The following is a 14,194-nucleotide window of genomic DNA, read 5'->3' on the forward strand; positions in this document are numbered from 1 at the left end:
GTGGAGCACAGCGTAAACGACTGTCTGATTTCCGGGGACCACTTTTGTGCGGCATCAGCCGCCGCTCAGTGCTTGTACGATGATCAGCTCGCCGCTCGCGCGCAGTGGCCGCGAGAGTTCGCGCAACTGCTCACCGTCAAGGAAGAAGCGGATGTGCGGCCGCATCTGCTGCTGCTCGTCGATCATCCGGAAGCGAATTCCCGGATACCGCTGGTCGAGGTCGGCGAGGACGGCGGCAAGCGTCGTGCCGCTGGCCTCGACCTCGCCACGCTCGGTGTAGGAGCGCAGCGCGCTGGGAATGATGACCTTCATCGGGCGAGCGCGCTAGGCCGCTGTGGCGGCGTCGGCCGCTTCGGCCGCTGTCGTCGCTGCGCTGATTGTCCCTGTCTCGCTCATCTTGGCGATCGCGCTGGCCATGGCTTCTTCGACTCCCGGCATCCCATCAGCCGCTTCAGCAACCTCGACGGCATAGATTTCCGGCAGGTGGCGCGCGATGCACTGCCACCGCAGGCCTTCGTCGCGGCTCATCCACAGCTCGCCGCTGCTGGTGCCGAAGTACAGACCCACCGGGTCGAGCCGGTCGGCGGTCATTGCCTGCCGTTTCACGGTCCACCAGGCCTGGCTCGCCGGCAAGCCGGTGTCAAGACGCTGCCAGCTGGCGCCGCCGTCGCAGGTCGCGTAGACGGCGGGCATCCCATCGGGGCTGGTGCGCGGCCAGACCGAGGTGCCGTCCATCGGAAAGACCCAGGCGGTGTCGGCGTCGCGCGGGTGCACGGCCATCGGGAAGCCGACGTTGCCGACCGTTGGTGGCATGCTCGTGCCGATGTTCAACCATACCTCGGACGGCCGGTCGAGGCGGTAGATGCCGCAGTGGTTCTGCTGATAGAGACGATCGGGATTGCTCGGGCAAAGGCGGACGCAGTGCGGGTCGTGGACCGTCGGGTCGGTACGATCGAAGCCCTCGACCACGTCCAGCCCGTCGAGCAGCGGCTTGAAACTCCCGCCGCCGTCGACGCTCTCGTGCACGCCGCCGCCCGACATCGCCAGATATAGATGCCGGGAATCGCGTGGATCGACGATGATCGAGTGCAGCTTCGGACCGTCGGGCGTGCCATCCTGTGCGCTGCCCATCCATTTCCGGAATTGCGGGTCGTCGTTGATGGTCGAGAACGGTGCCCAGCTGAGGCCGCCGTCGTCGGAGCGAAACAGCCCCTGCGGCGATGTGCCGGCGTACCAGACGTCGGCCTCGTCGGCGTGTCCCGGCGTCAGCCAGAAGGTGTGATCGACGGTGCGGCCGGGCAAACCTTCGCTGTCGGAAGCCGGAGCGAAGGCGGGCGGGCGTGCGGCTTCCTTCCAGCTGCGCCCGAGATCGGTTGAGCGAAAGAGGGTCGGGCCGAGGTGGCCGGTCTTGGCCGCCGCGAGCAGGGTGCGTCCATCGCGCGGGTCGAGCACCAGGTGGCTGATGATGTGGCCGAGAAAGTGCGGGCCGTCGACCCGCCAGCTCTCGCGCGCCGGGTCGCCGTGATAGATCCACGCGCCCTTGCGCGTGGCGACCAGCAGCACCAGATGGCGCGAATCCGCCGTGCCGGCCGATCGGTGCTGCGCTTCCATGACTGTTTGTTCCTTGTTGTCCATCATCGCTTGCTCCTTCCCGCAGCTTGCTTGTTGATTGGTAAGTGTGTGCTGCTCAGCGCGCCCGGTGTTGCCCCTCGGCCTCGGCGACGCTTTCCCGAATTGGCCTGATTGGTCGTACTTCGATGCTGCCGACGCGCGCCGGCGGAATCCCGGCGGCGACCTGGATCGCTTCGTCGAGATCCCGGGCCTCGATCATGTAAAAGCCGGCAAGCTGCTCCTTGGTCTCGGCGAAGGGACCGTCGGTGACCCCCAGTTTGCCGTTGCGGACCCGCACCGTGGTCGCGCTGTGCACCGACTGCAAGGCCTCGGACGCGAGGCAGTGGCCGCTCTGCCGGATGGCCCGGTCGTAGGCGACGCATTCGTGGTCGGGCAGTTCGTCGAGGCGATTCTCGTCCAGATAGACCAGGCACAGGTATTTCATCTTCGGCTTCCCTTGGTCAGTGTTGGTCGGTCAGCAGGCGCCGCCCGCTTGCGCGTCGGCAGGCATCGAATGCAGGCCGAAGGTATTGCCTTCGGTATCGACCGCCAGGACGATGAAGCCGTACTCGTTGATCGACATTTTCTCCTGCTCGATGCGGCCCCCCGCCTCGCTGACGCGCGCCGCCTCGATCGCGCAGTCGTCGCAGGCGAAGTAGATCAGGACGCTGTTGCCGCCGGAGGCGACGCCGTCGATCCTGACCAGCGACCCGGCCGCGCCATATCGCTCCTTCTGCATCGGAAAGGCCCACATTTCGCCTGCCGGCGCGTTCAGTTTTTCGAGCTTGAGCTGCAGGACGGACTCATAGAATTTCTTCGCGCGGTCCATGTCCTGCACGTAGATTTCAAACCAACGGATGGGGTTGTGGGGCATCGTCGTTCTCCTTCGGGAATGAACTGCAGGACAATAGGTCGTGGCTGCACGGCGCTGCGCCTGGCAGGCGAGCCGTCGTCTGCCAGGCGCCCGGCCCCGTCAGGCATTGTTGTACGCCTGTCGCTGGACGGCGGTATCGAGCCTGGTCATCTACAATATGCCGCTGATCGCGCGCTGTGACTCGCCGATCTCGCGGAAGCGATCGATCGCCTCGCCGCAGGCGAAGTCTTCCCGCTCGAAGAACTGGCGCACTTCGATCTCGGTCTCCCGGCCCTCGCCGGCGGGATTGGATAGCGCATGCTCCAGCCGACTGCTTCTTTCCTGGATGTGACCTGGATGATGGTGTCGCCGGCGATCAGTTCCCTGGTCTCGGCGAAGGGTCCATAGACGAAGCTGCGCCGGTCGCCGGCGTAGCGGATTCGCCAGCCCTTGCTGCTCGCTTGCAGGCCCGAACCATCGACCAGGACGCCGGCGGCGGCCAGTTGCTCGTGATATTGCGCCATCGCCGTCAGCCGCGGCTCGCCTGGCATGACGCCGGCTTCGGTGTCGGCGGTCGCTTTGACAATGATCAGGTATCGCATGTGATGACTCCTGTGGGTGGCTGGCCGGAACACGCGAGCGGCCCAGCGCAAGCTGCGCCGTTGCTGGTCCGCCTGGGGATTCGCAAAGACTCCGCGACGCAGACGTTCGGACAGCAAGAAGCCTGTTCCTGCTCCCTGGTCGATCGGCCGGGCGTCGAATCGACACGCGGGCGAGATATTTTCGGTGGCCAGCGTTGCCGCGGCCCCGTGCGGGGATCGTGCCGTCCGATGATGCCGCTTCGTCAAGCACTCAATTCGCCCAGCCGTCGCTCCAGGAAACGCCGCTCGGGCGCCTGGCTGGTCAGGCTCAGCGCCCGCAGGTAGGCGGCTCGCGCGTCATCGTGTCGTCCCAGGCGGCGACAGAGGTCGGCACGGGCGGCGTGCGCGAGCCGGTAGTCGGCGAGTTCGCCGCGCGCCAGGATCGCGTCGATCAGCGTCAGCCCGGCGGCGGGCCCGTCGCGCATGGCCACCGCCACCGAACGGTTCAATTCGACCACCGGCGAGGGCTCGACCCGCAGCAGCACGTCGTACAAGCCGACGATCTCGCGCCAGTCGGTGGCGGCGGTGCTCGGCGCTTCGGCCAGCACCGCCGCGATCGCCGCCTGCAGCGCATACGGACCGAAGCGCCGCGAACTGAGCGCGTGCTCGACCAGCGCCACACCCTCGGCGATCTGTTCGCGCTCCCAGAGCGAGCGATCCTGGTCGTCGAGCAGAATCAGATCGCCGGTCGGCGAAGTGCGCGCCGCACGCCGCGACTCGTGCAGCAGCATCAAGGCCAGCAAGCCTTCGACCTCCGGCTCCGGCAACAACTCGCGCAGCAGGCGACCCAGACGGATGGCCTCGCCCGAGAGGTCGTGTCGGGTCAACGCTGCTCCAGACGATGCCGAGTAGCCCTCGTTGAACACCAGGTAAATAACCCGCAGCACGCTGTCCAGCCGGGCCGGGAGGTCGTCTGGCGACGGTTCCTGGTAGGGGATGCGCGCATCGCGGATCTTCGCCTTGGCGCGGACGATACGCTGCGCCAGCGTCGGAACCGGCGTCAGGAAGGCGTTGGCGATTTCCTCGGTGGTCAGGCCGCAGACCTCGCGCAAGGTCAGCGCCACCTGCCCGTCGGGCGATAGCGCCGGATGGCAACAGGTGAAAATCAGGCGCAGCCGATCGTCCTCGAGTTGCTGGTCGTCCGTCGGCGCCGTGGCATCGGAAAGCACCGCCAGCCGCTGCCCGGCCTCGTCCAGATCGTCGAGCGCTTCGAAGCGCGCGTTCCGGCGCAGCGCGTCAATGGCCTTGAAGCGACCGGTGGACACCAGCCAGGCGCGCGGACTGGCCGGCACGCCAGCTAACGGCCACTGCTCCAGCGCCGCTCTGAAAGCGTCCTGCAGCGCCTCTTCGGCAAGGTCGAAATCGCCGAGCAAACGAATCAGGGTGGCCAGCACACGGCGCGATTCGGCGCGAAAGACCGTGTCGATCAGCTCGCTTGTCTTCGCCGGCGCTGCGTCGATCGCTTCGCGCGGCTGCTCGGTCGGAGTAATGCTCATTAGCGTTCGGCCGAAAGAGTGGTCACAGGGAGCAGCATCGTCGTGGCGCAGTAGCCGTGGATTGGGTCAGCCCGGCGCACTTGGGCCAGCGTTCCGGGCCATCCACTGCGGGTCGTGGTGGGCAATACGGCCCATCGGCTGCTTGTCCCTGAGCACCGCTTTCCCTTGACGCTTGGTGACACGCACCAGCGCCGGAGTGTCGGTATCCGCGGTGGAGAAGGCCGGTCGCCAATGCGCGACTCCGTTCAATGCGATCGCGAAAGTCCGTTCGGATGACGTCTTGCACCTCACGCGCCACCTGTCCGGGGCGGCAGGAAGAAATCCATGGGCCGGCGCAGCAGATGTGCAAGGACCGATCGGCCCAGCGTCCTCCACTGCGCGTCGGAGACCTGCCGGGAGCGCAGCGCGACGTCCATGGCCAGCGCAAAACTGACACTCAGGTTGATGAAACCGATCATGCCGACACCCAGCGCTGCCCAGACGACGGCCGACAGGTGCGCCGAGAAATCCAGACCGACCAGGGCGACGCCGACGAAAGCCGACGAAAAGGCGACGTGACGGATGTCGATCGGCAGCCCCAGCAGGAGGCCGAACAAGGTCGTTCCCCCGAGCAGAACACCGAACAGGAAGTTGCCGGCCAGCGCGCCGAGGTTGTCGCCGACGTAGGTTGCAAAATGGCGGCGGCGCGATTCGCCGAACAGGCGCCTGGGCCAGTCGAGTTGCAGGATGCGCTCGGGAATCCGGTTGTAGGCCGCGTAGTTGTCATAGTAGCCGCTGATCAACCCGGAGATGAACAGGCAGACGCCGGCAATCGCTGCGTAGAAGACGGCGCCGCCGTGCACCGGACTTTGTGCTTCGAGCAGGTAGAGCGCTTCCTCGGGACTGGCGAAAGGCGTGCCGCCAATTTTGAAAACGGTCCAGGCGATCAGGGCCGCGAGCGGGATGGCGATGCCGATATTGCCGAGAATGGCGACGATCTGGCTGCGGCAGGTGCGTGCGATCAGGTCGGTCATGGCCTCGATATTGCGTAACTTGCCGCCGGCTTCCTCGATGCTGGCGGCAATGGTGTTGGCGGTCATTGCCGGCTGTTTGGTGGATACCGTGCCATGCAGGATGTGGATCAGGCAGAAGCCGAGTCCATAGTTGAGACAGAAGAGGATTGCACCGGTCAGCGGCGGCATCTGGGTTCCGACCAGCAGCAGCTTCAGGCAGGCCATGAAGGCAATGACACCGCCGCCAATCATCGCCGAGCGCGCCATCGACCAGTATTCGCGGGGGGTGTTGGTGATGTAGTGGTCGCCACGGTGGCTGGCGTTATCGGTCACCCGCAGGGCGATCAGCTCGGTGTTCTGGCGCATGTGCTTGCGCAGGTTGTCACGCAGGCATTCATCGCAAGTCAGCTGCATCGACAGCTTGACGATCGGCGGGTACGCGGCGACGCCGCTGCGGTCGTTCTGCACTCCCTCCAGGATGTCCAGGAGCTGCTCGCTGCGGCGCAGCAGTTGCCGCAGACGCTGCAGGTGATAGGTCAGGCGGATGCTGGTGCCGTCTCGGGCCGCCGTGTTGCGAACCCGCTCGATCACGTCCTGGCACTGGCCAAACAGGACTCGCAGGTGCCGCTCATCGGCGTCGCCAGGTGCTTTGCCCCAGTGCTCCGGGGTGGCCTTGAGGTAGGCGGTCATCTCGACGTTCTGGGCGAGGAAAGGCGACTCGTAGGTTTCGAGCGAAGGTTCCAGGCGCAGCAGTTCGGGCTCGACACCGCCGGCGGCTATCCAGTACGAGAGCACGCGCAGCGAGCGCAGGATCTCTGCCGCCGCCGGCGGCATCGTCTCGCTGGCCGCAACTTCGTCGAAACGCATGGCCGTAATCAGTTCCAGCCAGGCGTCCTCGCCGACGCCGCCCACCCAGTGCCGGTCACTGGCCTGGTGGTACATCCTGCGCAGGACCGTGCGCAACAATCCGCGGTCGAGCACTTCGGGCAGCAGTTTGTGGCCGATGCGGCGCACCAGTTCGGCGACGAAACCGGTATTCGGCAGGATTCCGGTCACCGTGTACAACTCGATGTGACGGTGTGTCTGCGCCAGTTTCGTGATCGCGTCGCGCAAGGCCGCCCGCAGCTCGGGGCGGTCGCGCAGGATCTCGCTGAGCCTCGCCATATGCAGCCGGGCAGTATCGATGTCGTGCGCGTCGGCGGGGCGAATTTCGTCGATCAGTTGCGTGAGCAAGCGCGTCGTGTTGGCGTTCGGATCGGCAAGTTGGCAGAGCAGTTGTTCCATGGTGATGGTGCCTTTGCCGAGTTCTTTCCGGATGGATGGGTCGAGCTGCGCTTGCGGCGCGCGCAGGCTGCGGCGAATCGGAGGCAAGGGTCGTGCCTCTGTCGCGCCGTCGTTTACAATCGCGGCATACTAGCAAACATTCGTGCCGGGAATCCCCCTGGCTGGAGCACGCCGATGATCATCGTTCTTTCACCCGCCAAAGCGCTCGATTACCAGACGCCGCAGACGCTTCACGAGCATTCGCAACCTCTTTTCCTCGACCAGTCACAGGCTCTGATCGAGCGTCTGCGCGAGTTGTCGCCATCCGAACTGGCTAGTCTGATGAAGATCAGTGACCGGCTCGCGGTGCTCAACGTTACCCGCTACGCCGAGTGGGCGCAGCCGTTCACGTTGGATAACGCCCGGCAGGCGATATTGGCTTTTGACGGCGACGTCTACGCTGGCGTCGACGCCGCGACGCTGTCGGCGGCGGACCGGCAGTTCGCGCAGCAGCGTCTGCGTATCCTCTCGGGGCTCTACGGCGTGTTGCGTCCGCTCGATCTGATGCAGCCGTATCGGCTGGAGATGGGCAGCCGTCTGACAAGCCCGCGCGGCAAGGACCTCTATGCCTTCTGGGGCGACCGGATCACCGAAGCCCTTGACGCGGCGCTGCGCGAAGCGGCCGCGCCGGCCTTGCTCAATCTGGCTTCGGAGGAGTACTTCAAGGCGGTCACGCCGAAGAACCTGTCGGTGCCGGTCATTCAGCCGGTTTTCCAGGATTGGGGCAATGGCAAGTTCCGCGTTGTGAGCTTCTTCGCGAAGCGCGCCCGGGGCCTGATGGCGCGCTTCGCGATCATCAATCGGCTGGTCGAACCGGCCGGCCTGAAGGACTTCACGACCGCCGGCTACGCCTATGCGGCGGACGCGTCAAGTGACAAGGTCTGGGTCTTTCGGCGCCGCTAGGAAGCGGCCAGCAGTCGCCACCCGACGCGGCCGCTGGCGGCGCCGCTCAGCGGCTGGCGAGCCGGGCGCACGCCGCGGCGGCGGTGAGAATCGCACAAGGCGGCGGTGGACGCCGACGGCTGGCGAGTCGGAGCAACTGCCGGTCACGAGTAAGCAGCATGTCGGCGCGGCAACGGACAGCGAGGATCAGGAATTTCTGGTCGTCGGCGTCGCGACAACGAGGGAGCGGGTAATCTTCGTCGGTGTCGGCGTCGCAGATCGTGACCAGGCGACGGTAGGCGTCGATCAGCGTCGCCCGGGCTGCGCCGTCAAGAGCCAGTCGCGTGTAGGCGGAGACCCGCCGCAGCTCGTCGAGGCAAGACCGATCGCTGAAACACTGCAGCGCGCCGTCGACGATCGCTCGGCGCAGGGCCAGCGTCTGCGGGTCAGCAAAGTGCAGCAGGTCGAGAACCACATTGGTGTCGAGAACCGCGCGCATGCGCTCAGCGGCGATGCAGCGCGGCGGCCACCTGGTCGGCGATCGCCAGGCACGCGGTCAGCCCCGGCGACTCGATGCCAAAAAGGTTGACCAGACCGGGAACGCCGTGTTGCGCCGGCCCCTGGATCACGAAATCGCCTGCCGGCTGCCCTGGGCCGGCGATCTTCGGTCGGATGCCGGCGTATGCTGGGGTCAGTGCATCGTCCGGCAAGGCTGGCCAGTAGCGGCGGATCTTGGCGTAGAAAGCATCGGCGCGCGCCGGGTCGACGCGGTAATCGAAGTCGCCGGCTGGCGGATTCGGACACCGCGTTGCCAGCCATTCGACATCCGGGCCGAAGCGCGCCTGGCCGGCAAGATCGAGCGTCAGATGAACCCCCAGACCGCCAGCCTCCGGCAACGGATACACCAGCCGCGCGAAGGGTGCGCGGCCAGCGAGCGCGTAGTAGCTGCCTTTGGCGTGGAAGCTTGCCGGGATCAGGGCGCTCGGAAAACCGCGCAGCGCCGCGGCAACCTGCGGTGCCCACAAGCCGGCGGCGTTGATCACCATCGCCGCCTTGAAGCGCAGGCTCTCGGCACCGCCGCTTTCCAGCACCATCCCGCCCGTTGCGATCGACCCGCCGTGCAGTGGACTGCGCAGCGCCAGCGCGGCGCCGTCGAGCTCGGCGTCACCGAGCAGCGCGCGCATCAGAGCGTGACTGTCGATAATTCCGGTAGACGGCGAGAGCAGGGCGGCGGTGCAAGTCAGTTCGGGTTCGAGCGTTCGGGCGTCGGCGGCGGTCAGGAGCTGCAGGTCGTCGACGCCGTTTCCCTCGCCCTGCCGGTACAGGGCGGCCAGCTGCTCCGCCTGGGACGCGGAGGTGGCGACGATCAGCTTGCCGCAGCGTCGGTGAGCGATGCCGTGGGCGCTGCAGAAGGCGTAGAGCCGGTGCCGGCCAGCGACACACAAACGCGCCTTGAGCGAGCCGCGCGGGTAGTACAGGCCGGCGTGGACGACCTCGCTGTTACGCGCGCTGGTCTCGCATCCGAAGGCGGCGTTGCGCTCGAGAATCACCGTCTCGATCCCTCGCCGCGCCAGCGCGCGTGCGCAAGCCAGGCCGACCACGCCGGCTCCAATCACTACCGCTGCGATACTCTCCATGGTCTGCTCTCCGGCTACCGATGGCGAATTCTGATCATGGCACGAGCAGTCGCTCCGTTCATCGCGGCGGCCGGGATCGGGCAGCGCGGCTGCTGAACGGCACCGCCGCTGTCCTTTCCTCGGTCAGGCCGCTGCCTCGTGAAGCGATGCCGGCGACGCCGTTGCCGGCAAGCGGACCTGCACGCAGGTGCCGGTGCCGTCGGCGGCGCTGGCAATGGTTATTGAGCCGCGGTGACCGGCAACGATCTGTCGAGCGATCGGCAAACCGAGACCGCTGCCGGGAGCCGTTGCATCGGGCAAGCGGTGAAATCTCTCGAATACCCGTTCGCGCTCGTGCTCCGGAATGCCGGGACCGTTATCGCTGACGTCAATCTCAACGACCTCGCCGACGAGTTCGCAGCGCAGGGTGACCTGGCCTCCGGCCGGAGTGTACTTGAGTGCGTTGTCGACCAGGTTGGCGACCAGTTCCCTGAGCAGCGTCGGATCGCCGGGGATTGTCGCCGCTTCGCGTTGCATGCCAAAGTCGATTCTTTTTTCATCGGCGATGCGCAACCAGTCTTCCAGCATTTCATCGATCAGCTTCGCCAGATCGACCGACGATGGATTGGCCGCCAGAGGTTGACCAGCCTCGGCGCGAGCCAACGCCAGTAACTGGTTGGCCAGTCGAGTGACGCGTTTGACGGACTTGCGCAGATTGTTGGCCGCCGTCTTGTCGGTCTGCTCGCCATGCAGCAATTCGATCTGCACCTGGAGACCCGCGAGCGGCGTGCGCAACTGATGCGCGGCATCCTGCAGAAACTCCCTTTGCGCGGCGTTGGCTTCTCGCAAACGCGCCAGAAGGGCATTCAGAGCGCGTACCACCTCGCGAATTTCGAGCGGCACCTGGCGCAAGTCTACCGGAGCCAGGTCCTGCCCGGAACGTCCGGCGAGCTGCGCTTCGAGCTGATACAGCGATCCCAGGCTGAAGGTAATCCCGTAGCGTACGACCGCTGCCACGGCAGCCAGCACCAGCAGTACCGCAAGGCCAAAACCAAACAGCAGGTCGCGAATCGCGCCGCGGCGCTTGCCGAGCGTTTCAGCGACGGTGACGTATACGCCATGGCCGTCGACCAGCGGGTGGAAGCGCACGCCGCGTATGGCTTCGCCACGGAAGTGCCCGTCAAAGAATGAAAAGACCGGTTCAGCAGCATTCGGGCGACGGTCGTCCGTCGGCGGCGGTTGCGGCGGAAGGCTCGACAAGCCGGCCGAAACATCACTGGCCGGAACTTCTGGCGGTGGCAGATCGGCGTCGCCGGCGATGATTCGGCCAGAGTCGTCGCGAACGCGGAAGTAGATGTGGTCTACCGTGTCCGTGCGTAGCAGTGCTTCTGCCTCGGCAGTCAGACCGATCGTGACCTGGCCATTTTCGACCCGCGCCCGGTTGACGATGCCATTGGCAAGGTTCAGCAGGCTTTGATCGTAGGCGGTGCTGACCACTCTTTCCGCCACCCCATAGCCGACCACCCCGCCGGTGAACAGCGCGGCCAGGATCGGGGCGGCCAGCGCTCGCAGCAGGCTGCGCCGGAGGCTGGTGCCGGCCTCGTTTGCCGTGCTGCCGCTAGCCCCCGTCAACTCCGCGGCCCGGGGTCCAGCCGCGGAGTTTGTGGCGCTACTCGTTCGCATGGTGCTGCGTCCTGCCGGTGGCGGGATGGGTGATTTCCAGGCGGTAGCCGAAGCCGCGCACGGTGCGGATATTCAGACCCGCCGCTTCCAGCCGCCGGCGCAGGCGATAGACGTACACTTCCAGGGCATTGACGCTGCCGTCGCCTTGCAGCCGTTCCTTGGGTACCGTGTGTCCGTCGGCCTCGGCGAGTACGCTGAGCAGATCCCATTCCCGGCTGGAAAGGATCAAGGGCTGCTCGGCCAGCGAGGCGTGGCGACCCGCCATGTCCATCGACAGCGGGCCGAACTCGATGCGGCGGGCAATGGCGTTGGCGCCACGACGGGTGGTCGCCCGCATGCGCGCGGTCAGTTCGGCCAGTTCGAAGGGCTTTGACAGATAGTCGTCCGCGCCGAGGTCCAGACCGTAGATTCGATCATCGAGCGCATCGCGTGCGGTAATCATGATCACTGGCAGCGACTGGCGGCGTTCGCGGATTCGGCGAACGATCTCATAGCCGCCGAGTCCCGGGAGGCCGACATCGACTAGAACGAAATCGAATTTTCTCTCCTGCAGCAAGCGATCCGCGGCCATGCCATCAGACTCGACGACCACGCTGTCGCCTTGCCCGGCCAGGAACGAGGCAATGCCATCGGAGAGTTCCTTGTCGTCTTCTATCAACAGGATCAGCATCAAGCACCTCAATCGTCAAGTTGGTGTCAGTGAATGCAGCGGACGATGTCGTCGAAGGTGCTGCGGCATGGATTGTACCCGGCGGCCACCTTCAAGATCAGGTCGCGATTCGAGCCCGCAGCGTTATGCGCGGGGCCGCTTGTCGTAACCGCGCTAAAAACATGCTGCCGGTAAGACCTCATTCAGCATCTAGCAAGACTCATGTAAGCATATGTTATTAAAAGACAAAGTTTTCATGTTGTAAGCGCGGCGTAAGTTCGTCGCCCTACCGTGGCCTCCGCAGCCATCCTGAGTGGCTCGACAAACCGTCCCTTTGCGAGGAGGCAAAATGAAAGAAGACGATCTGGTTGCGCGCATAGTCGCCAACCCCAAGTACGAAAGACTGGTGCGCACGCGCTCCCGATACAGCATCATCATGACCATCCTGGTGATGGTGATCTATTACGGCTACATCCTGCTGATCGCCTTCGACAAGGAGTTTCTGGCGCAGAAGATGGGCGCCGGCATGGTGACCTCGATCGGTATCCCGATGGGCGTTGGCGTGATCGTCCTGACGATCCTAATCACCAACATCTACGTTCGTCGAGCCAATAGCGAGTTTGACACGCTGAACGGCGAAATCATCAACGAGGCCAACAGACCATGATGGCGAAAACCATACGTAACAGTCCAGCGATCCTGCTCGGCTGCCTGATCGCCGGAGTGGCCGTGGCTGCCGGTGGCGACCTCGGCACGACCGTCAAGCAGGCAACCAACTGGACCGCCATCGCCATGTTTGGCGCTTTCGTCATCCTGACCCTGTTCATTACCAAGTGGGCGGCCAGCAGAACCAAGACCGCCGCGGATTTCTATACCGCCGGTGGCGGGATTACCGGTTTCCAGAACGGTCTGGCGATTGCCGGCGACTACATGTCCGCCGCGTCCTTCCTCGGTATTTCCGGTCTGGTGTTCGCCAACGGCTTTGACGGCCTGATCTTTTCGATCGGCTGGCTGGTCGGTTGGCCGGTGATCACCTTCCTGATGGCGGAGCGCTTGCGAAATCTCGGCAAGTTCACCTTTGCCGACGTCGCTTCCTACCGTTTTGCGCAAACCCCGACGCGCGTCTTTGCGGCGTGCGGGACACTGGTCGTCGTGGCGTTCTACATGATCGCGCAGATGGTCGGCGCCGGTCAGTTGATCAAGGTGCTGTTCGGCCTCGAGTATACCTACGCGGTGATGATCGTCGGCGTGCTGATGATGTGCTACGTGCTGTTCGGCGGCATGACGGCCACCACCTGGGTTCAGATCATCAAGGCGATCATGCTGCTCTTCGGTGCCAGCTTCATGGCCCTGGCCGTGCTCTGGCAGTTCAACTTCAACCCCGAGGCGCTGTTTGCCAAGGCCGTCGAAATCCACAGCAAGCACGACGCGATCATGGGACCGGGCGCGCTGATCAAGGATCCGATCTCGGCAATTTCGGTCGGCATGACCTTGATGTTCGGCACGGCGGGCCTGCCGCACATCCTGATGCGTTTCTTTACCGTGCCTAGCGCCAAGGAAGCCCGCAAGTCGGTCGGCTGGGCAACGACCTGGATCGGCTATTTCTACATCCTGACCTTCATCATCGGTTTTGGCGCGGTGGTCATGCTCACGCAGGCGCCCGAGCTGTACTACGTCGATGGTGATCTGGCCAAGGGTCTGAAGGGTGGCGGCAACATGGCCGCCATCCACCTCGCCAACGCCGTCGGCGGCAACGTCTTTCTCGGCTTTATCTCGGCAGTGGCCTTTGCCACCATCCTGGCGGTGGTGTCAGGTCTGACGCTATCCGGTGCTTCCGCGGTGTCGCACGACCTCTACGCAACGGTGTTCAAGAAAGGGCAAACTGACTCGGCACACGAATTGCGAGTGTCCAAGATCACCACCATTTGCCTGGGCATCGTCGCCGTTCTTCTTGGTATCGCCTTTGAGAAGCAGAACGTTGCCTACATGGTGATGCTGGCTTTCGCCATCGCCTGCTCGGCCAACTTCCCGGTCCTTTTCATGTCGGTGCTGTGGAAGGATTGCACGACCAAGGGTGCCGTTGCCGGCGGGGTAGTTGGCTTGCTCAGCTCGGTGATCCTGACCATCGTCTCGGCTTCGGTGTGGGAAGCGGTGATCGGCAATCCGAAGGGTTCCGCGCTGTTCCCGTATTCGTCGCCGGGCCTGTTCTCGATGTCGGCGGCGTTCCTGACCATCTACCTGGTTTCCAAGATGGACAACAGCGCGCAGGCGCAACTCGAGCGCTCGCTCTACCCGGCTCAGCGGGTGCGTTCGGAAACCGGTCTCGGCGCAGCAGGTGCTTCCGGCCACTAGCCAGGCTGTATCCGCCAGTTCAACGGCAAAACGGCCCGCGGTCTCGCGGGCCGTTTTTCTTGTTCGCCAGACGGCAGTCATCGCGCCTTGCGCCAG

At 64.9% G+C, this 14,194-nt stretch carries 13 protein-coding genes and 1 pseudogene; 3 read left to right on the forward strand and 11 right to left on the reverse strand.

Annotated features, from left to right (window positions below):
- Positions 1 to 54: 54 nt before the first annotated feature.
- From Q1L50_RS13610 to Q1L50_RS13640, 7 genes and pseudogenes are all read right to left on the reverse strand, one after another.
- Positions 55 to 312, reverse strand: a complete 258-nt coding sequence (locus tag Q1L50_RS13610) for a MoaD/ThiS family protein (protein ID WP_300339627.1) — start codon at positions 310 to 312, stop codon at positions 55 to 57.
- Positions 313 to 324: 12 nt separating this feature from the next.
- Positions 325 to 1,611, reverse strand: coding sequence for a glycosyl hydrolase (locus tag Q1L50_RS13615; protein ID WP_300339678.1), 1,287 nt, complete (start codon positions 1,609 to 1,611; stop codon positions 325 to 327).
- Positions 1,612 to 1,687: 76 nt separating this feature from the next.
- Positions 1,688 to 2,056, reverse strand: coding sequence for a YciI family protein (locus Q1L50_RS13620; RefSeq protein ID WP_300339629.1), 369 nt, complete (start codon positions 2,054 to 2,056; stop codon positions 1,688 to 1,690).
- Positions 2,057 to 2,086: 30 nt separating this feature from the next.
- Entirely contained in the window at positions 2,087 to 2,485 is a 399-nt protein-coding gene (locus tag Q1L50_RS13625) for a VOC family protein (protein ID WP_300339631.1), read from the reverse strand.
- Positions 2,486 to 2,635: 150 nt separating this feature from the next.
- Positions 2,636 to 3,066, reverse strand: a pseudogene (locus Q1L50_RS13630) (YciI family protein).
- 242 nt (positions 3,067 to 3,308) lie between these two features.
- Entirely contained in the window at positions 3,309 to 4,601 is a 1,293-nt protein-coding gene (locus Q1L50_RS13635; protein ID WP_300339632.1) for an RNA polymerase sigma factor, read from the reverse strand.
- A gap of 287 nt (positions 4,602 to 4,888) precedes the next feature.
- Positions 4,889 to 6,964: a site-specific recombinase gene (locus tag Q1L50_RS13640; RefSeq protein WP_300339634.1), complete on the reverse strand. Its 2,076-nt coding sequence runs from the start codon at positions 6,962 to 6,964 to the stop codon at positions 4,889 to 4,891.
- 87 nt (positions 6,965 to 7,051) lie between these two features.
- Here Q1L50_RS13640 and yaaA point away from each other — a divergent pair, with 87 nt between their 5' ends.
- Positions 7,052 to 7,819, forward strand: a complete 768-nt coding sequence (yaaA, locus tag Q1L50_RS13645; protein WP_300339635.1) for a peroxide stress protein YaaA — start codon at positions 7,052 to 7,054, stop codon at positions 7,817 to 7,819.
- 46 nt (positions 7,820 to 7,865) lie between these two features.
- On the opposite strand, the gene Q1L50_RS13650 is transcribed toward yaaA, so the two are convergent.
- The 4 genes from Q1L50_RS13650 to Q1L50_RS13665 all read right to left on the reverse strand — a co-directional run bounded on the left by Q1L50_RS13650 (position 7,866) and on the right by Q1L50_RS13665 (position 11,767).
- Positions 7,866 to 8,297 (reverse strand): putative toxin-antitoxin system toxin component, PIN family, encoded by a 432-nt coding sequence (locus tag Q1L50_RS13650; RefSeq protein WP_300339637.1) that lies wholly within the window; start codon positions 8,295 to 8,297, stop codon positions 7,866 to 7,868.
- A gap of 4 nt (positions 8,298 to 8,301) precedes the next feature.
- Positions 8,302 to 9,435: an NAD(P)/FAD-dependent oxidoreductase gene (locus Q1L50_RS13655; protein WP_300339639.1), complete on the reverse strand. Its 1,134-nt coding sequence runs from the start codon at positions 9,433 to 9,435 to the stop codon at positions 8,302 to 8,304.
- A gap of 123 nt (positions 9,436 to 9,558) precedes the next feature.
- Complete coding sequence (locus Q1L50_RS13660) at positions 9,559 to 11,046, reverse strand: sensor histidine kinase (RefSeq protein ID WP_300339641.1); 1,488 nt, start codon at positions 11,044 to 11,046, stop codon at positions 9,559 to 9,561.
- Between the two features lie 37 nt (positions 11,047 to 11,083).
- Complete coding sequence (locus Q1L50_RS13665; RefSeq protein ID WP_300339643.1) at positions 11,084 to 11,767, reverse strand: response regulator transcription factor; 684 nt, start codon at positions 11,765 to 11,767, stop codon at positions 11,084 to 11,086.
- Between the two features lie 328 nt (positions 11,768 to 12,095).
- On the opposite strand from Q1L50_RS13665, the gene Q1L50_RS13670 reads away from it, so the two are divergent.
- Both Q1L50_RS13670 and Q1L50_RS13675 read left to right on the forward strand, forming a co-directional pair.
- Positions 12,096 to 12,413: a DUF485 domain-containing protein gene (locus tag Q1L50_RS13670; protein WP_300339645.1), complete on the forward strand. Its 318-nt coding sequence runs from the start codon at positions 12,096 to 12,098 to the stop codon at positions 12,411 to 12,413.
- Entirely contained in the window at positions 12,410 to 14,098 is a 1,689-nt protein-coding gene (locus tag Q1L50_RS13675) for a cation acetate symporter (protein ID WP_300339647.1), read from the forward strand. Before Q1L50_RS13670 ends, Q1L50_RS13675 begins: the two co-directional genes overlap by 4 nt.
- Positions 14,099 to 14,194: the final 96 nt, after the last annotated feature.

Origin of the sequence: Accumulibacter sp., from assembly GCF_029255145.1 — a bacterium.
GTDB lineage: Bacteria > Pseudomonadota > Gammaproteobacteria > Burkholderiales > Rhodocyclaceae > Accumulibacter.